At 38.1% G+C, this 24,807-nt stretch carries 27 protein-coding genes; 4 read left to right on the plus strand and 23 right to left on the minus strand.

Annotated features, from left to right (window positions below):
* Positions 1-65 precede the first annotated feature (65 nt).
* The 4 genes from tsf to LEUM_RS05865 all read right to left on the minus strand — a co-directional run bounded on the left by tsf (position 66) and on the right by LEUM_RS05865 (position 3,006).
* Positions 66-941 (minus strand): translation elongation factor Ts, encoded by an 876-nt coding sequence (gene tsf, locus LEUM_RS05850; protein WP_002814686.1) that lies wholly within the window; start codon positions 939-941, stop codon positions 66-68.
* 109 nt (positions 942-1,050) lie between these two features.
* Positions 1,051-1,827: a 30S ribosomal protein S2 gene (rpsB, locus tag LEUM_RS05855; protein ID WP_002814693.1), complete on the minus strand. Its 777-nt coding sequence runs from the start codon at positions 1,825-1,827 to the stop codon at positions 1,051-1,053.
* Positions 1,828-1,972: 145 nt separating this feature from the next.
* The gene (locus LEUM_RS05860; RefSeq protein WP_011679927.1) at positions 1,973-2,245 is read right to left on the minus strand and encodes a GIY-YIG nuclease family protein; all 273 of its coding nucleotides are present in this window, start codon (positions 2,243-2,245) and stop codon (positions 1,973-1,975) included.
* Complete coding sequence (locus LEUM_RS05865; protein WP_011679928.1) at positions 2,242-3,006, minus strand: tRNA1(Val) (adenine(37)-N6)-methyltransferase; 765 nt, start codon at positions 3,004-3,006, stop codon at positions 2,242-2,244. The genes LEUM_RS05860 and LEUM_RS05865 overlap by 4 nt, the downstream gene beginning before the upstream one ends.
* A 59-nt stretch (positions 3,007-3,065) precedes the next feature.
* Here LEUM_RS05865 and LEUM_RS05870 point away from each other — a divergent pair, with 59 nt between their 5' ends.
* Positions 3,066-3,704, plus strand: coding sequence for a lysophospholipid acyltransferase family protein (locus LEUM_RS05870; RefSeq protein WP_011679929.1), 639 nt, complete (start codon positions 3,066-3,068; stop codon positions 3,702-3,704).
* A gap of 10 nt (positions 3,705-3,714) precedes the next feature.
* On the opposite strand, the gene LEUM_RS05875 is transcribed toward LEUM_RS05870, so the two are convergent.
* Positions 3,715-3,951: a YneF family protein gene (locus LEUM_RS05875; RefSeq protein WP_002814697.1), complete on the minus strand. Its 237-nt coding sequence runs from the start codon at positions 3,949-3,951 to the stop codon at positions 3,715-3,717.
* Positions 3,952-4,200: 249 nt separating this feature from the next.
* Between LEUM_RS05875 and lexA the strand changes: the two genes are divergently transcribed.
* On the plus strand, positions 4,201-4,839 hold the full coding sequence (gene lexA / locus LEUM_RS05880; protein ID WP_011679930.1) for a transcriptional repressor LexA: 639 nt from the start codon (positions 4,201-4,203) through the stop codon (positions 4,837-4,839).
* A 39-nt stretch (positions 4,840-4,878) separates the two neighbouring features.
* Here the strand turns inward: lexA and pyrE are convergent, their stop codons facing one another.
* The 18 genes from pyrE to LEUM_RS05970 all read right to left on the minus strand — a co-directional run bounded on the left by pyrE (position 4,879) and on the right by LEUM_RS05970 (position 23,740).
* Positions 4,879-5,511, minus strand: a complete 633-nt coding sequence (gene pyrE, locus LEUM_RS05885) for an orotate phosphoribosyltransferase (RefSeq protein ID WP_011679931.1) — start codon at positions 5,509-5,511, stop codon at positions 4,879-4,881.
* Positions 5,512-6,207 (minus strand): orotidine-5'-phosphate decarboxylase, encoded by a 696-nt coding sequence (pyrF, locus tag LEUM_RS05890; protein WP_011679932.1) that lies wholly within the window; start codon positions 6,205-6,207, stop codon positions 5,512-5,514. It lies immediately after the preceding gene.
* A 44-nt stretch (positions 6,208-6,251) separates the two neighbouring features.
* Positions 6,252-9,431: a carbamoyl-phosphate synthase large subunit gene (gene carB / locus LEUM_RS05895; protein ID WP_011679933.1), complete on the minus strand. Its 3,180-nt coding sequence runs from the start codon at positions 9,429-9,431 to the stop codon at positions 6,252-6,254.
* Complete coding sequence (gene carA / locus LEUM_RS05900; RefSeq protein ID WP_011679934.1) at positions 9,424-10,509, minus strand: glutamine-hydrolyzing carbamoyl-phosphate synthase small subunit; 1,086 nt, start codon at positions 10,507-10,509, stop codon at positions 9,424-9,426. The genes carB and carA overlap by 8 nt, the downstream gene beginning before the upstream one ends.
* Positions 10,506-11,783, minus strand: a complete 1,278-nt coding sequence (locus LEUM_RS05905; RefSeq protein ID WP_011679935.1) for a dihydroorotase — start codon at positions 11,781-11,783, stop codon at positions 10,506-10,508. Before LEUM_RS05905 ends, carA begins: the two co-directional genes overlap by 4 nt.
* Before the next feature lie 4 nt (positions 11,784-11,787).
* Positions 11,788-12,681: an aspartate carbamoyltransferase catalytic subunit gene (locus LEUM_RS05910; protein WP_011679936.1), complete on the minus strand. Its 894-nt coding sequence runs from the start codon at positions 12,679-12,681 to the stop codon at positions 11,788-11,790.
* Between the two features lie 177 nt (positions 12,682-12,858).
* Entirely contained in the window at positions 12,859-13,482 is a 624-nt protein-coding gene (lepB, locus tag LEUM_RS05915; RefSeq protein ID WP_011679937.1) for a signal peptidase I, read from the minus strand.
* Positions 13,483-13,542: 60 nt separating this feature from the next.
* Positions 13,543-13,896, minus strand: coding sequence for a YlbF family regulator (locus LEUM_RS05920; RefSeq protein ID WP_010290990.1), 354 nt, complete (start codon positions 13,894-13,896; stop codon positions 13,543-13,545).
* Between the two features lie 88 nt (positions 13,897-13,984).
* Entirely contained in the window at positions 13,985-16,045 is a 2,061-nt protein-coding gene (locus LEUM_RS05925; protein ID WP_011679938.1) for a PBP1A family penicillin-binding protein, read from the minus strand.
* 3 nt (positions 16,046-16,048) lie between these two features.
* On the minus strand, positions 16,049-16,519 hold the full coding sequence (locus tag LEUM_RS05930; protein ID WP_011679939.1) for an arginine repressor: 471 nt from the start codon (positions 16,517-16,519) through the stop codon (positions 16,049-16,051).
* Positions 16,520-16,631: 112 nt separating this feature from the next.
* Positions 16,632-18,323: an arginine--tRNA ligase gene (gene argS / locus LEUM_RS05935; protein ID WP_011679940.1), complete on the minus strand. Its 1,692-nt coding sequence runs from the start codon at positions 18,321-18,323 to the stop codon at positions 16,632-16,634.
* Positions 18,324-18,602: 279 nt separating this feature from the next.
* Positions 18,603-18,872 carry a hypothetical protein gene (locus tag LEUM_RS05940; protein ID WP_010292892.1) on the minus strand — a complete coding sequence of 90 codons (270 nt, stop codon included), beginning with the start codon at positions 18,870-18,872 and terminating at the stop codon, positions 18,603-18,605.
* Positions 18,873-18,926: 54 nt separating this feature from the next.
* Positions 18,927-20,132: a bifunctional phosphopantothenoylcysteine decarboxylase/phosphopantothenate--cysteine ligase CoaBC gene (coaBC, locus tag LEUM_RS05945; protein WP_011679941.1), complete on the minus strand. Its 1,206-nt coding sequence runs from the start codon at positions 20,130-20,132 to the stop codon at positions 18,927-18,929.
* 70 nt (positions 20,133-20,202) lie between these two features.
* Positions 20,203-20,700, minus strand: a complete 498-nt coding sequence (locus LEUM_RS05950; protein WP_011679942.1) for an LURP-one-related/scramblase family protein — start codon at positions 20,698-20,700, stop codon at positions 20,203-20,205.
* Complete coding sequence (locus LEUM_RS05955) at positions 20,697-21,512, minus strand: SPFH domain-containing protein (protein WP_011679943.1); 816 nt, start codon at positions 21,510-21,512, stop codon at positions 20,697-20,699. The genes LEUM_RS05950 and LEUM_RS05955 overlap by 4 nt, the downstream gene beginning before the upstream one ends.
* An 11-nt stretch (positions 21,513-21,523) precedes the next feature.
* Entirely contained in the window at positions 21,524-21,871 is a 348-nt protein-coding gene (locus LEUM_RS05960) for a toxin-antitoxin system HicB family antitoxin (protein WP_011679944.1), read from the minus strand.
* A 104-nt stretch (positions 21,872-21,975) separates the two neighbouring features.
* Positions 21,976-22,179: a CsbD family protein gene (locus LEUM_RS05965; protein ID WP_011679945.1), complete on the minus strand. Its 204-nt coding sequence runs from the start codon at positions 22,177-22,179 to the stop codon at positions 21,976-21,978.
* Between the two features lie 1,042 nt (positions 22,180-23,221).
* The gene (locus LEUM_RS05970; RefSeq protein ID WP_010291464.1) at positions 23,222-23,740 is read right to left on the minus strand and encodes a hypothetical protein; all 519 of its coding nucleotides are present in this window, start codon (positions 23,738-23,740) and stop codon (positions 23,222-23,224) included.
* Between the two features lie 568 nt (positions 23,741-24,308).
* Between LEUM_RS05970 and LEUM_RS05975 the strand changes: the two genes are divergently transcribed.
* Both LEUM_RS05975 and LEUM_RS10995 read left to right on the plus strand, forming a co-directional pair.
* A complete protein-coding gene (locus LEUM_RS05975; RefSeq protein ID WP_011679947.1) occupies positions 24,309-24,527 on the plus strand; it encodes a hypothetical protein in 219 nt (72 codons plus the stop codon).
* A 147-nt stretch (positions 24,528-24,674) separates the two neighbouring features.
* Positions 24,675-24,782, plus strand: a complete 108-nt coding sequence (locus tag LEUM_RS10995) for an IS3 family transposase (protein ID WP_223316677.1) — start codon at positions 24,675-24,677, stop codon at positions 24,780-24,782.
* The last annotated feature ends 25 nt before the right edge of the window (positions 24,783-24,807 follow it).

Genomic DNA, 24,807 nt, shown 5'->3' on the forward strand with positions numbered 1-24,807 from the left:
GTACACTTTTTAACTAATTAGCTGCATTGATAAAACAATCAATGGCAATTAGTAGTTTTTAAATATTAACCAAGTTGCTTAGCAACTTCTTCAGCTAAATCAGTGACTTGCTTTTCAATGCCATCACCAACTTGGTAACGAACAAATGACTTAACTGATCCATTTTGTGAAGAAATGAATTGTGCAACTGTTTGGTCGCCATTTTTAACAAATGGTTGATCCAACAAAGAAATTTCAGCCAAGAACTTCTTGATACGTCCTTCGACCATGCGTTCCTTAATGTTATCAGGCTTACCATTCAAATCTTCAGAAGCTAATTGCACTTCCTTTTCCTTAGCAATAACATCAGCAGGTACTTGATCATCAGATACAAATTGTGGTGCAATAGCAGCAACATGCATTGCGATATCCTTGGCAGCTTCTTCTGAAGCACCATCAACAACAACCAAAGCTGAAATTGAGCCTGCCAAGTGAGAATATGAACCAAAGTTTTCTGAATCTGACTTTTCTACTACTGAGAAACGACGCAAAGTAATCTTTTCACCAGTAATTTGAGTTGTTCCGATAATTTTGTCGTTCAAAGTTTGACCTTCTTGAACTTCAAGTGCCAAAGCAGCTTCAACGTCAGCAGGCGCAAATTCGACGATTGTGTTGGCAACTGCGTTTAGCAATTCGTTAAATTCAGCGTTACCAGCCACGAAGTCAGTTTCTGAGTTTAATTCAATGATTGCAGCGCGGTTACCCTTAACGGCAACAGCTGTCATGCCTTCGGCAGCGACACGATCACCCTTTTTAGCGGCCTTTGCCATACCCTTTTCACGCAATAAATCAATTGCCTTGTCTAGATCGCCATCAGCTTCAACCAATGCTTTTTTAGCATCCATCATTCCAACAGATGTCTTATCACGTAATTCCTTTACTTGTGCAGCAGTAATTGCCATTATAGTGCTCCTCTAAAATAGTTTAATGTATTTTTATTATAACATATTAAAATACCATTCCGCGTCCCGAACAGGTCCGCTAGGAACGGTATTTATAGAATAAAATTAATTAGTTATTGCCTTCTTCAACGATGTTAGCAATTTCTTCGATTGATTCTGTGTTTTCGTCACCTTCAACGAATGCATCTTCAGGTGCTGAATCTTGGCCTTGACGACCTTCAATAACAGCATCGGCAATCTTTGATGTGATCAAACGTACGGCACGAATAGCATCATCGTTAGCAGGAATCTTAACATCGACTACATCTGGGTTAGCATTTGTATCGATCATAGCTACAACTGGGATATTCAACATGTTTGCTTCCTTGACGGCAATTTCTTCCTTCTTTGGATCAACAACAAACAATACATCTGGCAAGCCAGGCATGTCTTGAATACCACCTAAGAACTTTTCCAACTTTTCACGTTGCTTGTTCAACAAAACAACTTCTTTTTTAGGCAATTGCTCAAATGTACCGTCTTCGGCCATTGTTTGCAAATCCTTCAAACGTTGGATACGTGTCTTGATAGTGTTCCAGTTTGTCAATGTACCACCCAACCAACGATGGTTGATATAGTATTGGCCAGCACGTGTTGCTTCTTCAGCAATCGCATCAGAAGCTTGTTTCTTTGTACCAACGAATAATACGTTAGCGCCATCAGTAGAAGCGTTACGAATAAAGTTATAAGCTTCGTCAACTAACTTAACTGTCTTTTGTAAATCGATGATGTGAATACCATTACGTTCTGTAAAGATATATTCGTCCATCTTTGGGTCCCAACGACGTGTTTGGTGACCGAAGTGTACTCCTGCTTCGAGGAGTTCTTTCATTGAAATAACTGCCATGATATGGCCTCCTAGGTTTTTCCGCCGACAAATTCGTTGTTCACGCTGACATTTCTGCACCTACGTGTTCTCATTTATCGTGTGTATTTGCTGCTTTTCACAACATATTACATTTTACATTATTTTTGGTTCCTTGACAAGCATATTACCAAATTTTGATTACGTGGTGTACTAATAAATACTTTTCCTTGTTAATTCGTGTTAATTTCTTAAAATTTGCCTCTGCTTTTAACGCTTCGCTCTTTGTCTGGAACTCTTCATAGTGAATCAATTTTAATGGATGCCGCGACTTTACGCGGGTAAACTTAGCCCCTTTACCAGACTCATGTGTCGCTAGACGACGTTGTACGTTATCCGTGAATCCACCATAAAAATAACCATCCGCTGTATATAAAACATAAAAATAATAATACTTCATTCATGCCACGCTTTACCATAAAGGATGTCGTGAACCTCTGATGTATAGTCATTGTCATCAGTATAGGCGATAAGGGGTGGCATAATGCGCACGCCACCTGGTCGGCCAGATTTAATGGCTTCTATTAAAACCATATTGGCTTCGCGGTTTGCCTTTCCATAAACAAATTGAACTCTTTTAATCATAAGCTTTCGTGCAGCAAACGCTGCAAATATATCTGCTAGCCTTTCCGGCCGGTGTACCATATAGACCTTACCATTATTTTTCAGCAGTTTATTGGCAATTTGGGCCAGTTCAGGTAAGTTAATCATCAACTCGTGGCGCGCAATTTCATAATGTTTATCTATATTAGTCTTGGTAGTCTCAGTTAAGGGAAAATAAGGTGGATTAGTCAGAATAGTTTCAACAGAGCCAGGTTTAATTTCATTAAATATATCTTTCATGTCAGCCTGAACGACTGAAACACGTTCATGTAAATTGTTCAGTTCAATGCTACGTTGTGCCATTTCAGCTAATTCTGGTTGTATCTCGACTAACTTTATTTCCCCAGTCACTTTTGGAGCGTAAAAAAGCCCAACCGCGCCAGTACCTGATCCCAAATCAACAGATAACCCTTTACCTTTTCCTTTTACATCAGCAAAATGTGCTAATAAAATCGCGTCTAAGGAATATGAAAACATGTCTGGATTCTGGATGATATTAATATTTTGTGATGGAAGTCCATCAATACGTTCATTTGCTTTAAGAAATGGTTGTGTCATTTGCGTTTCTTTCTGTTTATCTGTAAAATTGAAATGATTAATTTATGAGGTAAATAAATATGAAATTCTATGATTTTTTACGCGGCATTGCTGTTGCTTTAATATGGGCAGTTACTGGCCGCATTAAATACATGAATCGCGACAGAATACCCCAAAACGATAACTATGTGCTAGTTGGTCCACACCGCACTTGGTGGGATCCAGTATGGTATGCTGTGGCAGCCTACCCAAAACACTTTATTTTCATGGCAAAAATTGAATTATTTAAATTCAAGCCACTTGCATGGTTAATCAAATCAGCCGGCGCATTCCCAGTTGATCGTGAAAATGTTGGCCCAAGCGTCATCAAAATACCTGTACGCGAATTAAAAGATGGCAAGCGCTCTTTAATAATGTTTCCTTCTGGTTCTAGACACAGTGATGATTTAAAATCAGGTTCCATTCTAATTGCACGAATGGCTGGAAAGGCAATCGTACCAGCTGTATATCAAGGCCCTGTAAAGTTCAGTCAACTTTTCAAACGTAATAATACCACAGTTAATTTTGGTGAGCCAATTATTATTGATCGTAAAGACCGATTGAACAAGGAAAATATTGCTAAATATACTGAGCAGATGCAAGCAGCTTTCCAAGAATTAGATGCTGAGATTGACCCAACTTGGAAATATGTAGATCCAAAACGTTCAGAAAAAAAATAAGCCGATTGGCTTATTTTTTTTGCGAATTGGCACTTTGTTGCTTCATCTGAGCCATCATTTGGTTCAATTTCTTTTGAGATGGTTTTTGTCCCATTGACATCATCATTGATTTCATCATTTCTTCTGAAATAGGTGGGTTTTTTGCAAGATAACTCTTCATTGAGTTACGTGCCAAGAAAAAGCCACCGACCAAACCAATAATTAAAGTTAACACTGCAATCAAAATTGCTAGCCATGTGCTAATCATGCATATTCTCCTTACTAAAATGTCTGATAATTATTATAGCACAGCCAGCAAAGGCGTGCTATAATAACTTGCAGAGTTAACGTTTTCAATATGAACCATTTTGTTCGTTATAAAAATAAATAACACGAATTTTTTATTATTTATTTAATATTAGGTTGAATTTTTAAAAAAATAACGAACAAACGTTTGATTTGTTCGTGTTTTTCCGTTATACTGATGATAGTAAATTTAACAAGTAGGAAACCCATCATGGCAATTACACAAGAAAGCAAACAAATTCAAGTGCTTCGATTTATTCATGAAGCACAATCAGAAAATGGTTACCCACCAACCGTCCGAGAAATTGGTGAAGCTGTTGGATTATCATCTTCTTCAACTATTCACGGTCACATCGAACGTCTGGTAAAAAAAGGTTATCTTTTAAAAGATGCTTCTAAACCAAGAGCTCGTGCGATTGAAGTAACCGATATTGGTTTAGAGATGCTTGGGATTTCAACCACACCCGGAAAAATTCCGGTACTTGGAATGGTTACAGCGGGTACACCAATTTTGGCAGTAGAAGAAGAAGCAACTGAATTTTTCCCTATCCCAGATAATTTAATGCAATTTGATGGTGACCTATTCATGCTTAATGTTCATGGTGATTCAATGGTTAACATTGGCATTCTAGATGGAGACAAAGTTATCGTACGTAAGCAAGAGAATGCTGATAATGGTGATGTTGTTGTCGCAATGAATGATAACAATGAAGCGACAGTTAAGCGTTTTTTCCGTGAAGCCGATCATTATCGCTTACAACCTGAAAATAACAGCATGGCGCCAATTATTTTGCAAAAAGTCTCTATTTTAGGAAAAGTAATCGGACTGTATCGCGACGCTATTTATTAAAAACCAAATAAAAAGGCTCATCTCTGATGAGCCTTTTTATTATGCTTGCCAAGCATTTGGATTTTCCTTCCAGTTTTGTAAGGTTTCAACTTGTGATTTATCGAGATCCCCACGCTTAACGGCTGTTTCAATTAGTTGTGAATATGTTGTCAGTGAGTTAAATGTTAGTCCTGCTTCAGCAAAATTTTTTTTACCAGCTGGTAATTCATAAGAAAATATGGAAACAACACCAAGGACACTTGCTCCCTCCTTACGCACCGCATTTACTGCGGCCAACACAGACCCACCTGTTGATATCAAATCATCAATCAGAACGACTTTACGATTTTTTACCAATGCACCTTCCGTTTGACGACCTGCCCCGTGATCTTTGGGTTTTGAACGTACATAGACCATTGGTTTATTTAATTCTTCAGCTACCCAAGCTGAATGTGGAATACCTGCAGTAGCCACTCCACCAATAATCTCAACGTCACTATATTCTTTTTTTATTAGTTCAGACAGCCCTTTGTATATATTTTGACGTACCGAAGGGAAACCAATGGTCATCCGATTATCTGTATATATTGGACTCTTAATACCCGAGGCCCACGTGAAAGGTTCTTCTGGCGAAAATTTTACGGCACCAATTTCAAGTAAATCATTAGCTACTTGTTGTTTATAGTCTGTCATTTATTTTCTCCATTCATTGACAACACATTGATATGCAGCCACTGGGTTGGTCGATTGTGTAATTGATCGACCAACAACTAATCCAGTTGAATTCAATTTCTTGGCTTCCGCTGGCGTAGTTACACGCACTTGATCTCCAGCTTCATCACCAGCTAAACGAATACCAGGTGTGATACGTAAAAATCGATCATTCGTGTGTGACTTAATTAAACCAGCCTCTAAGGGTGAACTAATTGTCCCGTCTATGCCCACCGAGTAAGCAAGCTCAGCCAAATGTGCAACACTTTCTTCAATAGTTGCTGTGGTTAATTGTATCTCTTGTATCTCAGCTTCAGAAAAAGAAGTTAGCTGCGTCACTGCAAGTAATTTTAACGCTTCACTTTTATTGGCAACAGCTGCTTCTAGCATTTTTTTCCCTCCAGCTGCATGCAGAGTTAAATATTGTACATCTAGTTTTGATATATTAGCGACTGCACGACCAACAGTGTTTGGAATATCGTAAAGTTTTAAATCTAAGAAAATCGTATAGCCCAATGCACGTAGTTCTGTGATGAACTCTGGTCCCGTACGATAAAAAAGTTCCATACCAACTTTCAATGCTGGCTTTTCTACTAAATCTGAAAAAGGCTTCAAAAATTTGTAAGTAGTAGTTGCATCAGGAAAGTCCAAAGCAATAAAAACTGGCTGTTCTGTCATTATGATCCTCCTATGTACATAAGCCGAAGCTTATTTGAAAAAGTTTAGTGCATTTCTTTCACTGTAAAACTGCGCGACTCTAATACTTCTAAGAAGGCACTAACTGTGTCTAAGGCAGTAAACAAAGGCACGGCATTTTCAATCGCAGCATTTCTAATCAAGCGGCCATCGCTTTCAGCACGGTCATCTGCTTGAGTTGTGTTAATAACAACCTGCACTTTTTGTTGACGCAGTGCTGCAACCGCATTATTATCTGATTCCGAAATTTTATCGAGTACTTCCACAGGCAAGTCATTGTCTGACAAGTAAGCACCCGTACCGGCAGTTGCAAACAAAGCAAATCCCAAATCATTGAATCTCTTTGCTAATTCGAGCGCCTCTTCTTTGTCATCATCAGCAACTGTGAATAAGACATTGCCGTAACGTGGTACTTTAATGTTAGAAGCAATAAAGGCCTTATACAACGCCTTGGACAGGTTAATATCTGACCCCATGACTTCACCAGTAGACTTCATTTCTGGGCCGAGCAAAGAATCAACATCGGGCAACTTTGTGAACGAGAATATTGGTGCTTTAACGTGCACCATATCATCGTTAGGAACAAGTCCCGTCTCAAATCCCATTTCTGACAATTTTTCACCTAACATAACTCTTGTTGCTAATTGAGCGAGCGGAAGATGCGTGACTTTCGATATGAACGGTACTGTACGTGATGCACGTGGATTTACTTCGATAACATATGCCGTATTTTCATGGATAACAAACTGCACGTTCATCAACCCTATTGTGTTCATAGCTTTAGCCAAATTAATAGAGGCTTGCACCATTTCATCTTGAACCTTTTGTGACAAGTATTGTGGTGGGTAAACTGACATAGAATCCCCTGAATGGACCCCCGCCCGTTCAATATGTTCCATAATACCGGGGATTACAGCTGTTTCACCATCTGACAAAACATCTACTTCTGCTTCTTGTCCCACTAAGTACGAATCAATCAATACCGGATGATCATTTGAAACCTTGACCGCACGCTGCATGTAGTCCTGGAGTTCATCGTCAGAAGAAACAATTTCCATTGCTCGACCACCCAAAACGTATGAAGGACGAATCAATACAGGATATCCAATGGATTGTGCAGCTGCTAATGCACAGTCTACTGTGGTTGCTGTTTTACCAACAGGTTGTGGTAAAGCAAGTTCTTTTATGACCTGATCAAATGCTTCACGATCTTCGGCACGATTTAGATCCTCTACAGAGGTTCCTAAAATGTTTACGCCATTGTCTAACAAAGGTTGAGCTAAATTAATTGCAGTTTGTCCGCCGAATTGCACCACCACACCGACTGGATTCTCTAAATCAATCACATTGAGAACATCTTCCAAGGTAAGTGGTTCAAAATACAATTTATCTGAGATAGAGAAATCCGTTGAAACGGTTTCTGGATTAGAATTCATAATAATCGCTTCATATCCAGCCCGTTGAATAGCCTTAACAGCATGAACAGTTGCATAATCAAATTCAACACCCTGCCCGATGCGAATCGGTCCAGAACCTAGTACAAGTACCGATTTTTTTGTACTAATAATCGATTCATTTTCCTGTTCATAGGTTGCATAATAATACGGTGTTGCCGATTCAAATTCTGCCGCAACAGTATCAACCATTTTATAAACTGGCTTAATTTTTTTATCTTTGCGTAGTGTTCTAATATCAGCAGCTGTCTTGCCCCAGATTTTAGCAATTGTTTCGTCAGCAAACCCATTCTTTTTAGCATATTGCAACTGATCAATATCTCCAACATGGCTGGCAAGGTCTTGCTCAATTTCGATAACATGCAATACTTTATCCAAGAAGAATTCATTGATTAGTGTTTTATCATGAATAGTTTCAATTGAAACACCTCGGCGCAATAAATCAGCAATCATAAACAAACGATCATCTCGAGCAGGCATTAATGCTGCTAGCAGTTCATCATCTGAAAGATCCTTATAGGTTATATCATCTAAACCAATAGCCCCAATCTCTAGTGAGCGAACAGCCTTTAACATGGCTTCTTCCATATTGCGACCGATAGCCATCACTTCACCAGTTGCCTTCATTTGCGTGCCTAGGCGACGATCTGCTGTTGAAAATTTGTCAAATGGCCAGCGTGGAATTTTAAACACAACATAATCTAATGCTGGTTCAAACTCTGCCTTTGTCGTGCCAGTTACTGGATTGATGATCTCATCAAGTGTTAAGCCAACGGCAATTTTTGCAGCCATTTTGGCAATCGGATATCCAGTCGCCTTTGAAGCTAACGCTGAAGAACGACTGACACGTGGATTGACTTCAATAATATAATATTTGTATGAATCAGGATCAAGTGCCATTTGAATATTGACACCACCCTCGATTTTCAATGCACGAATAATTTTTAACGCTGCATCACGCATCATTTGAACTTCGCGATCAGATAATGTTTGAACTGGTGCAGTCACAATCGAGTCTCCAGTATGAATACCAACTGGATCAAAGTTTTCCATTGAAGCAACAACCAATGCGTTGTCATTAGCGTCACGCATCACTTCAAATTCAATCTCTTTGTAACCTGCAATCGAACGTTCAATCAACACTTGTGTTACAGGAGAAAGTTCTAATCCATTGGCCGTAATTTCCGAAAGCTCTTCATGGGTTTGAGCAATACCTCCGCCGGTACCGCCTAACGTGTAGGCTGGACGAACAATTACTGGATAACCATGTGTGTCAGCAAAATTAAGTGATTCTTCTAAAGTAGTTGCAATGATGGACTCTGGAATGGGCTCATTCAAACGTTCCATCAAGGCTTTAAATTCTTCACGATCTTCGGCCTCTTCGATTGCTGATAGCTTAGTTCCAAGTAACTCGATATTGAGTTCATCCAAAATTCCCGCTTCGGAAAGGTCTTTAGCCATATTTAATCCAGTTTGACCACCTAGCGTCGGCAAAATAGCATCTGGACGCTCCTTACGTAAAATACGTTCAATAAAGTCAATTGACAAAGGCTCAATGTATACCTTGTCAGCAATTTCAGCGTCAGTCATAATCGTTGCCGGATTAGAATTTACTAAAATAACATGATACCCTTCTTCCTTTAAAGAGAGCGCGGCTTGTGTGCCAGAATAATCAAATTCGGCTGCTTGACCAATAACAATTGGCCCAGAACCAATCACTAATATTTTACTAATGTCTTGACGTTTAGGCATTTGTAGTCTCCTTCTTTGAATCAGCTATCATATCCAAAAATTCATCAAATAAATATTCAGCATCGTGTGGACCAGGTGCTGCATCTGGGTGGAATTGAACAGAGAAAGCATTGTAGCCTTTTAGACGAACACCTTCAACAGTCTGATCATTAATTTCCTCGTGTGTCACAACTAGATCTGTTTTCTCTAAGCTTGCTCGTTCTACTGCGTAGCCGTGATTTTGTGACGTAAAGTCTAATCTCGCTTTGGAAATCGTACGCACGGCATGATTAAAACCACGATGACCGAATTTCATTTTGTAAGTTTCTGCACCATTGGCGATTGCGAACAGCTGATGTCCCAAGCAAATGCCCATTAACGGTAAATGCTTTTGTAGCTTCTGAATTGTTGGAATGGCATATTTTACATCTTTGGGATCACCAGGTCCATTCGACAATAAGATACCGTCAGGGTTCGCTGCCAATACTGTTTCTGCGTCCACATTAGCAGGAAATACCATCACGTTAACACCGCGCTTGGCAAGCGAGCGAAGAATTGAATTTTTCAGTCCAAAATCAATGAGCGCGATTGATACACCATCAGTTGGGTTTTGATACTGTGTCTTTGTTGTTGCATCTGCAACCATTGTTTTCGATGTTTCGAACGCTTTTAGTCTCGCAACGACTTCGTCAGTTATTTCATCAACAAGCGCTGCTTTCATGGAACCCTGATTACGTAACTCTTTTGTTAAAGCGCGCGTATCAATGCCCGTTATACCGGGCATTCCAGTTTTTTCTGCCCATTCAGGCAAACTCATTGTTTTGCGCCAATTGCTTGGTCGTCGAGCGATTTCGTGCACCACAATCGCAGATGCAGCTGGTCGCAAACTTTCAAAGTCATCACGATTAACCCCGTAATTACCGATTAGTGGGTAAGTAAATACAATAATTTCACCTCGGTATGATAAATCTGTAATTGATTCTTGATATCCGGACATACCAGTATTAAAAACTAACTCGGCCATGATATCAACATCAGCACCAAAAGCTTCCCCTTCATATACTGATCCATTTTCTAATAATAAGTAGCGTTTTTTCATTTTACGTTATCCTTATATACAATTTCACCGTCAACCCATGTGGCCAGTGTTTTTCCATACACTTTCCATCCAATAAATGGTGAGTTTTTTCCCATCGATTCAAAGCTTTCAGTATCGATTTCATAGTTATTATCTAGATCAAACAGAGCGAGGTCTGCTCGCGCACCTTCTTCGATACTAGTGGGCGCTTGCAAGTGGAATGCACTGACTGGAGCAGTGACCATTCGCTCAAGCAAAGTTTCTAGAGTCATCACACCATTTTTAACCAAATAAGTATAAAGCAGTTGGAAACTCGTTTCGATTCCGGTAATGCCAAATGGTGCCTCTCGGAAAGACTTCTGTTTCTCTTCTTTTCCATGTGGCGCATGATCAGTAGCAACCATATCGATGGTTCCATCCAACAATCCAGCAATGACTGCTTCACGATCTCTCTGAGTTCGTAGTGGTGGATTCATTTTAAACATTGCATTATCAGAATTGATATCTTCTTCTGATAATAATAAGTGATGCGGAGAAACCTCTGCAGTAACATGAACACCTTCATGTTTAGCAATTCGCACCAATTCAACCGATTCCTTAGTTGAAATATGCGCAACATGGTAATGAACGCCAGCAGCTTTAGCTAGTACCAAATCTCGAGCAAGTTGTGAACTTTCCGCCAATCCTGTAATTCCTGGTAATTCTAATTTTGTTGATGCTTTCCCCTCGTTCATGACACCATCATGAACCAGCGTATCGTCTTCCAAATGCGCGGCTAAAGGTTTGTTAACCGATGCAGCGGCGACCATTGCTTGGAGCATAGTATTTGCTGTCTGTACCCCTTTACCATCATTTGTGAATGCTTTGGCCCCAGCTGCTGACATTCCTTTAATATTGGTTACTTGAGTTGACGTCAAATTATTTGAGATTGCCCCGTACTGTTCAATATGAATCACACCATTTTGTTTATTTCGTGCGATTTGATTCGTTATCTTCTCTTCGTTATCAGGAACTGGATTTAAATTAGGCATAGCAATCACAGTCGTAAACCCACCGCGTGCAGCCGCCTTAGATCCACTATTAATCGTTTCCTTATACTCAAAACCAGGTTCACGAAAATGTACGTGCACATCTACTAATCCCGTTGAAAGGAAGGCCCCTTTGGCATCAAAAACGGTAGCTGCTTTACTTTCAAGATGATTACTAATCTTTTGAATGATTCCTTGGTCAATTAAAATATCTCGAAGAACGAGTTGATTGTTCCATAAAATTTTAGCATTTTTTATTAGTTGCATTTACTTACTCCGTAACGTATTCTAAAATGGCCATTCGTGCATAAACGCCATTGGTCATCTGGTCAAATATGCGTGATTTTGGTGCTTCAACTAAATCATCGGCAATTTCAACGTCTCGATTAACTGGGGCCGGGTGCATAATAATACTATTTTCTTTCAAATTTTCATAACGTGATTCAGTCAAACCATACACTTCATGATACTTTTTTGCCGAAAAATTTTGATTTTCAGTATGTGTAATTCGTTCATGCTGTACTCTAAGAAACATCACAACATCTTGTTCCGACCAACCAACATCAAGGTCCACATGTTCGCCAAATGAATCAAAATCAACTGGTTGCCAGTCTTTTGGTCCACTGAATGTCACTGTTGCGCCAAGCTTGTTGAGTATCTCTGCATTTGAACGCGCTACTCGTGAATGTGCTAGGTCACCAATAATTCGAACCTTCAAACCTTCAAAATGTCCAAACTCTTGGTAAATTGTCACTAAATCTAACAAACTTTGTGAAGGGTGTTGGCCGCTACCGTCCCCCGCATTTACAAGTTGTGGAATTGCATGCCCTTCACTCCGTAAGACGTTTTCATACCATGAATTTTGAGAGTGACGAATTACTGCAACATCCACACCAATCGCTTTAAGGGTTTTTAATGTATCAACCAAACTCTCTCCTTTTGTCATTGAACTAGTTTGAGGGTCGATTTGTATCTGTTTCCAATTAAGTTGATTCTCTGCCATTTGGAAACTACTATGCGTTCTCGTTGAATTTTCAAAAAATAAATTTACAGCCGTTATCGATTTTGTTTTAGGTTGCTCACCTGATTTTAACGCCAACGCACGTTGTATTAAGTGTAGCACGTCATTTTTATTAATTGCATTTATATTCAAATAATTTCGCATATTACCCTTCTTTATACAAAAAACCAAGCGATCTGAGCGACCGCTTGGTTCTAGAAAATGAGGGTAAAAGTGTACACTTCACCAAAAGTATCTAAAGCCTTGCAGGTCTCTCTGGACCTGATTAAAGGTTTTATTTTATTGATAGTAATCATAGCATTTTTTAAAAGTTAATGCAACTTACTTACTAAAGAAATTTTTATTCCCTTGATTGACATTTGCTTTAGCTGTTTTGTTACTATTCCAAAATGGAACAATGACTTTACCAACAACGTGCTTTTTATCTACAAATCCAAAATACCGACCATCATTTGAAACTGACCGATGATCGCCCATGACAAAATACTTACCTTTTGGAACTGTAGAATTATTGCGATCCTTTTTCTGCCATAGCGTACCGGAGGAAAGTGTCTTAAGAGACCATGTGCTACCAAAAGACATTTCCGTTCCCTGTGTACGTTCATTCAAACTAATGAAGCTTTGATTAACTTTCTTGCCATTGACGTACAGATTAGACGCTTTGTATTCAACTGTATCACCTGGGATCGCAATAATACGCTTCACGTACTTATCGTCCCCAGACTGGTACCTAGGATCTTCATCTTTAGCGTTAAATACAATAACATCTCCACGCTTATAACTTGCCACTTTGTTTAGAAACACATTCTCGTTATCTTGCAAATTTGGTTCCATTGATGGCCCACTAACTTTTACGCGTGTGAATAAAAATGAGCGAATAAGCACAACAATAAGAATTGCAATGGCAATTGGAAAAACCCACTCCTTCAAAAATTTCATAAACATAAATAACTTCCTTTACATAAAATCACCAACAGCATAACTGTCGGTGATAGTGAGCTTAATTTACTTCTGCAACTTAGAATATGCTTCGGCAACGGGTTTTGTAACGATGTCATTTAATTCCGTTAGCAAAGTGTTCAAAGCCTGTTCTGCTTCCATCAGCGCATTAATTTTTTCGTCTTTTTGTACTTTTGCAGCAACAGCATCCCATTCCTTTTCTTGTTCAGGTTTTGGTTGTTGCTGACTTTGCATCATTTGTTGTACTGCCATTTGAATTTCTTGGAATTCACCAAACAACGCCTTAGAATCAGTGTCATTTTGTATTGCGTTAAATGCATTTTGCCATGCAATATATTGTTGTGTTTCTGTCAAAATATTTGCCATTTCATTGGCGTTATCGTAAATATTTACTGTCATGTTATTTTCCTTTTTTTAACGTTATTCGATGTCACTAAAATCATATCACAACCCATAACTAATGTGAAACACTAATCAATCTAAACGATTAATTACCAAATAATCCTTTGACATTATTCCACAATTGACCCGCTCCTTCAACAGCTTTGTCAACGCCACTATTGAAATCATCTTGAATCGTTCCCCATAAGTCACTACTTTGACTTGTACTACTTGATGTAGTGTTAGGATTTGTTACTGTAAAGGCGGTTTGATCCGTATTTGGCAAAATTTGTTCCAAAGACGTTTTAACCAGTGGTCCCATTGTAGACGTTAATCCTAACGGCAAAGAACCAGTATTGTTCCCTTCCAGTCCCATCCAAGTTGCTTGAACAATGTCTTTCGTATACGCCATTGCCCATGAATCCTTTGACGAACTAGCATTATTGGTACTATTAGGATTTTCAGTAGTACCAGTTTTACCAGCAATAGTGTAACCGGATGGTGCAGATCCAACACCTGTACCATCCGTATAGGTACCTAGCATCATACGTGTCATATTATTTGCAACCTTACTACTGATGACCTGTGTTTGTTTTGCCTTTGGTGAGCTAACAATTACTTTGCCACTCGCATCAACTATTTTAGTAATATAATGTGCCTGACTCATCACACCACCATTGGCAAAAGCTGTGTATGCTTGTGCCATTTGTTGTGGGGATACACCTTTGGTCAATCCGCCTAGTGCTAGTGATAGGTTCTTATCCTTTTTGGTTAATGGTAAGCCAAACTTAGTACCACTCTTATAACCAACCTCTACACCCATTTTATTAAGTAAATAAACTGCCGGAATATTATACGAATGTTCCAAAGCTGAATACATAGGAACATCAGCCGTTTCAACGTTCATGGCATTGTTTGGTGTATAATTGTTCGTCCCAAAACTCATCGATTGGTTAGGCAATTTTGTACTAATACTATAACCTCGTTGTAGAGCTGGTGCATAAACGACCATTGGTTTGATTGCTGAACCAGGTTGTAATTGTGATTGATTAGCACGATTAAAGCCACGGAAAGTATGAGATGTTTCACGACCACCAACTACAGCCAATACCCCACCAGTTTTAGCATTCAAAACAATAGATGCTGCTTGTGCGTCATCAACATAGTTAAATAATGCTGAATTATCGAAATCATTTTGTAAATTCGTTTGATCCTTTTGGTTTAACGTTGTGTATATTTTATACCCACGATTCATAACATCGTTTTCTGTTAAACCATAGGTATTAATGGCTTCGTTAATCACTGAATCGAAATACCAAGGATAATTATAATCACCAGAATCATCATAAGTATCATTTAGCGTATCCGTCGTCGATTTGGCTGCACTAGCCTGCGCTGAAGTGATCTTTTTATTCTCAACCATGGTTGTCAAAACTAAATTACGTCGAGCCTTGGAAGCTTCTGGATAATCAATAGGATTAAATTTGGCGGGACTAGTTAACATACCCGCTAGTGTAGCCGCTTGTGTTGTCGTTAATTCACTAGCATGAACACCAAAATATTTCTGTGATGCATCTTCTACGCCCCAGACACCATGACCAAACCATGCATTATTAAGGTACATCGTAAAAATTTCATTTTTAGTGTAATCTTGTTCAACCTGCATGGACAAAAAGATTTCTTTGGCTTTTCTGGTAAATGTCTGTTCTTGCGACAAATAAGCATTTTTAACCAATTGCTGTGTTAACGTAGAACCGCCACCAGAAATAGTATTAGATCCGGTTATTTTGTTTTTAACCAATAAAACAGCTGCACGTGCAATCCCTTTTACCGAGAAGCCATACTCATGATAAAAATTACGGTCTTCGATTGATAAAACTGCATCTCGCATGTTCTGTGAAATCTTATTATACGAGACATAGGTGCCTTTTTGTGAATATAATTCGCCTGCTTTTTCACCCTGATCATCGTAAACTGTTGCCGTTTGAGAGAGCGTTGCTTCTAAATTTTTAACGTGTGCAGTTTTAGCTAAAATTGCTAAGTAGGCACTTGTGACCAAAAATAATGTTAAAAATAAAATAATCAGCAAGCGACCAAATTGCCAACGATGCCAAATTGGTCCTAACTTATCCCACACTTTTTGACTTATTGCTTTCAACCACTTCATTCATCAACCTATCAATTCCGCCCAATGATCAGCTAGCTTTGCGGCATCTGTTTCATTTTTACTTGTAACGTAAATTGTGTTAAATCCCGCTAGTGTCGTAATAACTTCAGGTAAATTCGCGTCATCGATAATGCCAGCAACTGAGTTACCACTACCATCAGTCGTTTTAATAATCGTTAAGAACTCAACGTGAGTCACGAATGAAGCATATTCTTTGATTGCTTCATCAACGGCGTTAGTCGTTACCAAATTTTGAACATTTTTCGTTGTATCATTGAGTTGCTGGTAACGTAACTGTCCGCTGTCGCTCTTTTGGCGAATAATATTCATTGCTCGAATATCACGTGATACGGTTGTTTGTGTTGTCTCAACACCATGCTTGATAAGTTGAGCAAGCAATTCTTCTTGGCTGGCAATGATATTATCCTGGATAATATCTAAAATAAGCTTTTGCCGTTCTTGTTTTGAAATCATTGATTTCTCCTTTGTATCATGATGCACGGTTATCTAAAAATATATCATTTACTACCGTTTTGTGCATCACTTTAACAGTTAGCTTAAATAGCACTTGATCTGTCCAGATCAGTTACATTTCTTCAGGTGCCTTGACACCTAATAATCTCAAACTTTCTGTCAAAACAATAGACACTGATTTAACCAACACCAAACGAGCATTTAATTGAACGTCTTCTGTTAATATTTTTGAGTTGGCATAGTACTTGTTAAACGCTCTTGACAAATTTAACGCATATTTAGCAATAATACTGGCCTCGCGTTGTTGCCAAGCACGTTGCACTGTCTTGGGAAAGTTGTTCAGTGTCGTAATAATATCCCATGTTGCTGGATCAGTCAAATTCAAGTCATCACTCGTCAATTGAACCGACGTCTTGCGTAAAATTGATTTTGCTCGGGCATTCGTATACTGTACGTATGGTCCAGTATCTCCTTCAAAACGGACAACTTCTTCTAAATTAAAGTCAAAGTTGTTAGTACGATCATTCATTAAGTCATGAAACACAACAGCACCGGCGCCCACTTCTTCTGCCACTGTATCTTTATCACCCAAATCAGGATTTTTCTCTTGAATTTGCTTCAAAGCCAATTCATGAGCATCATCTAATACATCCTTCAGTAAAACAACATCACCCTTACGTGTTGACATTTTTTTGCCATTAAACGTAATTAGACCAAAGGCAATGTGTTCAATGTCATCAGACCACTCAAAGCCCATCAATGATAAGACGGCCTTCATCTGCACAAAATGTTCTCGCTGCTCACCACCGACAACATACAACGATTTCGCAAAATCATATGTTTCTTTTCTATAAAGTGCGGCTGCTAAGTCACGAGTCATATATAAAGTTGCACCATCTGAACGCTTAATCATGGCCGGTGTTAGATTTGGATTGATATGGCTCAAATCAACAATCTGTGCCCCCTGTGATTCAACTAGAAGATTTTTTTCTTCTAAGAGATCAACTACCTTGTCCATTTTATCATTATAAAATGCTTCGCCGTTGAATGAATCAAACGTTATATCTAAGCGGTCGTATATTTCAGAAAACTCTTTCAACGACTCAGCACGGAACCATTGCCACAAACGGTGTGCCTCTTCATCACCATCTTCAAGTTTCTTAAACCAAGCACGACCTTCATCATTTAGTGAGTCATTTTCCTTAGCTTTTTCGTGAAACTCAACGTAGTACTTTAACAAAGTGGCAATTGGGTCTGATTTGACTTCTTCTTCAGAACCCCATGCTTTGTAAGCATATATTAGTTTACCAAATTGCGTACCCCAGTCACCTAAATGATTTATTTTAACCGGTGCATAACCATTTTTTGCTGTGATGTTTGCTAGTGCATTACCGATAACAGTCGAACGTAAGTGTCCCATCGACATTGGCTTGGCGATGTTTGGGCTGGACATGTCAATCGTGACTTTGGCACCCTGTCCATCCACATTGTCACCGTAGGCACCTTCCAAGTCAAATACTGTCTTCAATACTTGATTAGACGTAGCTACTTTGTCCAAGAAAAAGTTAACATAAGGCCCAGTAGCAACAACTTTTTCAAATCCTTCTTGATCAATTGCAGCAACGATGTCTGCTGCAATTAATTGCGGTGCTTTATGTAATGTCTTGGCTAATGTAAATGTTGGAAAAGCAACATCTCCAAGGTCAGATGATTTTGGTGCTTCTAGTTTTTCAGAAATTTCTTGTAAAGTAAGGTCAGTTAGCACTGCGTTAAGTGCCTCAACAATTTGTATATTATCTACCATTTTTTTTCCTTTTGGTTTTTAATTATGATTTTTAGTAAAAATACATTATAATCAAAAATTCGATATTCTTATTATACCGTATTTTAGGCATTATTCATCTAAAAATAAATAAGCTCGCCTCTTGTTTTCATCAACAAAGAGACGAGCCTAGCCCGCGGTACCACTCTAATAGCTTTCGCCACTCAAATTTATTAACTTTGGACTCTTAGTACGCGCCGTTTTGACTATGGCTTGACTTCCATCAACTCAAGCTCGCTTAATCATAGTTCCAAAACATCTTTACTTATCTTCGTCTTTTACAGATTTTTCAGGCGCAGGGCCGTGTTTAATCACTTCAACCTCATCCATGCGAACAACCGCACGATGGTTCATTTCGTTAACTGCTGGTTGGTCAGCTGGAGCATTTTCCGTAATCTCAACCAACAATGAGTTTTCATAAATTTTTTCAACTTGACCTGTAAAAGGTTTTTCTAAGTTACCATAAGCTGGTGCTAATAAAACATCTCCAAGGTTAAATCCAGAGGTATTTTCTTCTACTTCTTCTGCCATGTTTGCCTCCATTTTAACGTTATTTAACAGTTTATTCTAGCATAAAACAGATGTTTATGCGAGTGTTTTAACTACTCTATCTAATATAGCCCGCGCAATGTCAATTTTTGGTAACAATTCAATTTTTTCTGGGTCTTTATCACGTGATAAAATCGTTACTTTATTATTATCAGAGTCAAAACCACTATCCACATTACTAACATCATTAGCAATTAAGAAATCTGCATTCTTCTTTGATAGCTTTTTTTGTGCAGACGCGAGAACATTTTGCGTTTCAGCAGCAAATCCCACAACAATTTGCCCGGCTTTCTTCATATGACCAATATCTGATAATATATCAGGATTTTGAATTAATTCAATCGTTAAATTCTCGTGACCTACTTTTTTTATTTTGTTTTCAGCTTGTGAAGCAGGCCGATAATCAGATACAGCTGCCGAACTAATGAAAACATCCGCATCAGAAAATTCTTGCACAACCGCTGTATGCATGTCACGTGTAGAAGTAACAACTATTTCTCGGACGCCGTACAATTCTTCACGTTTTGTTGTGGTTATAAGTACCACCGTTGCACCTAACTCTGCAGCTACCTGTGCCAAAGCATAGCCCATTTTTCCTGAAGAACGATTTGTTAAATACCGCACTGGATCAAGCGCTTCACGTGTCCCGCCAGCTGTAATAACAAGTTTCTTTCCTTTTAGTTCACCGCCACGCGCCTGTATACGAATAGCTGCCTGATTTATAATTGTCACAGGTTCCGGTAGGCGACCTTGCGACTCGTAACCTTCGGCTAAGAAACCAATCGCTGGGTCAATAATAAACCAACCATCACTTTTTAATAAATTCAAATTACGAACAACCGCGTCATTATTAAACATAACATCGTTCATCGCTGGGGCGATAACTTTAGCCGCAGGTGATGCCATTACCGTCGCAGTCACAGCATCATCAGCGATACCATTTGCTATTTTTCCAATAATGTTAGCAGTGGCCGGCACAACAAATATCATGTCTGCCCACTTAGCCCATTCAATATGAGTAACCGCAGCCTTCTCATCACGAAAAAGATCAGTTAACACATCATGTTTAGATAAAACAGCTAATGTTTGTACAGTAATAAATTTTTGGGCCGCAGCCGTCATTCCCACACGAACATGAGCACCGCTTTTAACAAATTCGCGTACTAATGTTGCTGACTTGTAAGCCGAAATGCTACCTGTCACAATCACTAATATATTCTTATTTCTATAGAAATCATTCATGCCATTTATTATATCATGGAATGTTTTAAACACGATTCAAAAAGCGATATTCTAAGAATATCGCTTTCTTCTAGGAACTTGCAGAACTAGAATTATGAGATTGTGCTTTAACATAATCAATTGCTACCACTACCGCCACAACAACAGATTCCAAAGACTCGTCCTCAATTTTAATGTCATAGGTGCTTGTCATTGCTAACCAGCGCTGATCAACAGAGCTAATTTCACGTCCATCTTGCAGGATGGCAAAATTCATGTCCCAGATATTACCTTCTACACTTAGACCAAGTCCTTCAATTTCGTATCTTGGTTTTAAAAAGGAAAAGCGTTTAATGATTTCAACTTCTTCTGGAAACTCATTAATAATTAACTTAAACTTTGGTAAAAAAGTAAACACTTGATGCGTTAAACGCGCAATAGGTATACTGTTCAAATCTAGAATATCAAAATACTTTGGAATACTAAATGTACTGCCAGAAACGGTGTAGCGCGTGTTCTCACTGTCGTCAGTTATATCAAACTTTCCGCCCAACGAAAACAAGTGTTGTCTCATCAGTAAATGTTTCATTTAAGTCCTTTTTCTAGTAATTTCCCAGCAACTGGTATTTGACCCAACTGATCTAATTCCTGACCATTCACAACTACCAAATTGCTAGATGATTCAGCCAAAGTTGAGAAAGCATTGATTGACTGGTTTTGGAAATACTTATCATCAGCACCAGCTAAACCAGCCTGAACAGTGTCAATACGATATTTTTCAGCTTCAGCACGAGTTTTCGTAGCATCAGCTTCAGCCTTGGCAGTAGCCATCAATGCATCGTTTTTAGCTTTTGTTGTCAATTCAATTGAACGTGCTTCACCTTCAGCCTTAGCAATTGTAGCAACTCGCTCACGATCTGCCGTTAATTGCTTATCCATTGCTTCTTGAATTGAAGCAGAAGGGCGTAATTCATCAATATTGATACGATCAACATTGATACCGTACGTATTCGTTAAATCACCAATGGCATCCGCTAATTGGACATTAATTTTGGTAGTAGAACCAAGCGCTTCGTTTAACTCCATGCGACCAATAATATCACGTAAGTGCCCACGCACAAGTTGTGCCATAGATTCAACTGAATCCGTGTTTTCGTACATATATTTAACTGCGTTAGTTACATGATAATTTAAAGTAACACTTGCCTTAATATCAGCGTTATCGGCAGTAATCACCGAGTAATCAGGCAGACGTAGTGGGCGCATAGCCAAACTTACCTTACGAATTGTTTGAAAGAACGGTACATAAAAATGTAATCCGGCCTCTCTTCGGGCACGATATTTTCCCAACGTCTCTACAAGACCCGCATTGTTCTGCGGAACAATCTTAAAAAAAAGCATAACTTCTCCCTCTAATCTTTCATGATTTGTCGTAATGTCAAGATATTCCCGTTTGCCTCGAGAATCACGTAATCTTCATCACTTTTAGCAACAGCACTATTATCAATCAAATATCGATAATAGATACCAGAAACGTTGACCAAACCGCTTTTAATATCAATATCTTTACCTGAAATGACCTGACCCACAAATTGACGGTCTTCAAAGTTGCTTGGATGATAGTTAGCCATCAGTAATTGGGTGATGTAATTATTTAATGACCTCCCCTCCTTGCTGGCCTGTTCCGCCAAAAACTCATGTAGTTTGGGATCAATTCTCAATGGTATGTTGCCTGACTTCATGTTTTTTTCTTTAACCATATCTTTATGATATCACATTTAAATCATTTTGCAATTATTAAAATGTTTTTTTACATAATAAAAAGCGCCTAACTACTGCAAGCTAGGCGCTTTTTATTTGTTAATTATTTTTTATCGTTCTTTAAATTGTCAATACTATCTTTGACAGCATCTTTGGCTTCCGTTACGGCATCCTTAGCTTTTCCAAACAAGCCTTGGGCCTTACCTTCTGCTTCACGCTGCTTATCACCGGTAACCTTGCCTTCAACTTCTTTTGCTTTACCAGCAACCTTGTCCTTAGCATTATCAAACTTTTCTTCAACTGACATATAATACGTTCTCCTTGAGGTTTATTTGATGTTACAAGTTCATTGTAACATTTCTAATAAAAAATGACAGTAAAAAAGAACCACTAGAGAAGTTAGACGTGGTTCTTAACATTGGGAGTTGTGATTTTCGGGATAATTAAAAACCACAATTTTATTCTATGCCTATGCAAAGGCTAAAACAACGTATTTCCCTGGTCAATTGACTATCTTATGTTCAAAAAAACCACGTGGCATGAGCAGACACGTGGTTTAAAGATTAGAGTTCTGGTTTTCGTGGCAAATAACAAATCGAAAACCATACACACATTTTAGTTTTATTGATGGCACAATACAACAATATTTGCTGGGCAATCTCATTTAGTTTGTTCAAAAATAATTTTATTTTAATTCTTGGTTTTCCAGATGCTACACGCTGGCCATTTTATACACAAATCATTAGCTGATAGTTGAAAAGACTTTTTGCGAGTTTTGCTTGACGTAGATATCCCAATTCAGTCCAATTATTATTTGTTTAAATAGTATTGACAATGAGAAAATTTCGCTATTCACATATGTACGATGCCCCCGAAGGGAAGAAGCAATACATTTTGGGAGTGTATTTAATAATTTCTAGGGACATCTTACCTAAATGTTAGCACGCTAATTACATTTTCTCTAGCAATAACACTTATAACAACTGGTTAAACGTTCGACAATACATTAATTAGAATTTAATACACAATAAAATGCCCAACCTGAGTTTCGGGATAAAACATACAAATGGTTGGGCATTTGATAATGTCTAAATAACATTACAAAATTTAGTATATCGGATCAATCATTTAAAGATATAAAATATGTTAACTTTCTTGACAAAATTGACAAAACAAATACCGACCAGAATGTCTTCTAGCCGGTATTCTTTGCAATGAGTTTCACTCGTTCTATTTGAGATATTCACTCAAACTAAATTCTTCCCCATGCATAAAGCATATCATGAAACATCGATAGAAAATTCAATTGTTTATTATTAAAATTAACTTATTTAATTCAAATTTAATTATCATTTTAAGCATTTAAATAGCCAGGATTTAATTTTTTCATCAATATCATTAACAAACTTCAACTTGCCGTAGTAAATATTATCTAACGCGTCTATTGCGTAGACCTTAAGTTTTTTCGCATCTTGAGCCGTGATAATTACTCCTAACTCCTCCTCAACCCACGGCATATTAAGAGGCAAAGCTGTTTTTCCTATAATTTCTTTGTTGGGCTCAAAGCTATATTTTGCATAGTTCTTTTCTCGCAGATCTTGCCAAGTATCAGCATAAGTAAACTCTTTGTCAGTAATACCAGCCTCAACTATTTTCATATCAATATCACCAACATTTTTAACATTGATTTTAAAATATGTATTTTCGTAATTTTCCTTGGACCGATGATCTTTGTTTTGTGGAACAGGACGTTTGATATCTTTTTTGAAATGATACAAATATCCCTTTATCTCAATCTGAATTTTTTTATCATGAGAACGGTAAAAGGAACCCACAAAAATAGCAATTATCGCCCCTAAACCACCCAATCAGCAAGTGGTCCCATTTCACTTGTTGTTAAAGTCGTCATAGTATAGCGCCCTCCAATAGACAGCAAAAAAAGCATCCGAAGATACTTTTAAGTGATCCAAACAACGGTGTTATGATTTTGTATATTAATCAAGTTTCAGGAAATTACATAGTGCATTTGGATCACCACGAGCTAAATATTAGCACACTAAGCCTGTCTTGTCACTAAAATATTTGTACAATACAAATAATTGGAAATGTAGTAGTCTTTATAAATCGCCTTGCTTATGAAAAAACCTTAGCGAATCTTTCTGGTTGCAGGCTTTTGGTAACAAAAAACAAGGCTTAATCCTCACTCAAGAAAAAGCCTTGCAAACTCAGTAATTCTCGGCTTACCAAGCTTATTGATATACATTTATGGATGAATATCATTCTTGTAAACATTTTTTGGTAACGCTTACATAATGATTATATACAATTTTAATATGCTTGGCAATAATTATTTTGCTTAGTTTCTTATAGGTAGTTATTTGATTTTCCATTCATTGTTTTAGTGATATACTTTTAATAAATCAAATAGGGGGAAACATGTTAAATATTATTACTGAAATACTAGTTCTTATCATGTTTGTAAGCGGCGTTGGTTCATTTCTCACCTTAAGGCCAGCATATGAAATACGCTCAAAAACACAAAAAATATGGGTGTCTATTTTTCTTACAGCAATTATTGCCGCATTCATAATAACATTATTAACTGCAGTACCTGACTTCATTCACGGCTTTATAGACGGAATATCAGGCAAATAAATAATGAAACATCATCTTAATTGATGGTGTTTTTTGCTTGATTTAAAAATAAAAAACACTTGAGTGCTCAATTAACCCTGGTACAACAAACATTTCACAACTATTAAGTAATACTCTTCCAACTCAGAAGTTAATTCTAACTCGATCATCAATAAAGAAACCGATGTCTATTACTACAATAATGAGCGGATAAAAAAACTGGCCGGAAGCATTCCGGTTCAATACCGAAATCTTGCCAACCAGTTAGCCACTTAAACTTCACATTCAATTTTCGAGGTGA

The organism is Leuconostoc mesenteroides subsp. mesenteroides ATCC 8293, assembly GCF_000014445.1.
GTDB lineage: Bacteria > Bacillota > Bacilli > Lactobacillales > Lactobacillaceae > Leuconostoc > Leuconostoc mesenteroides.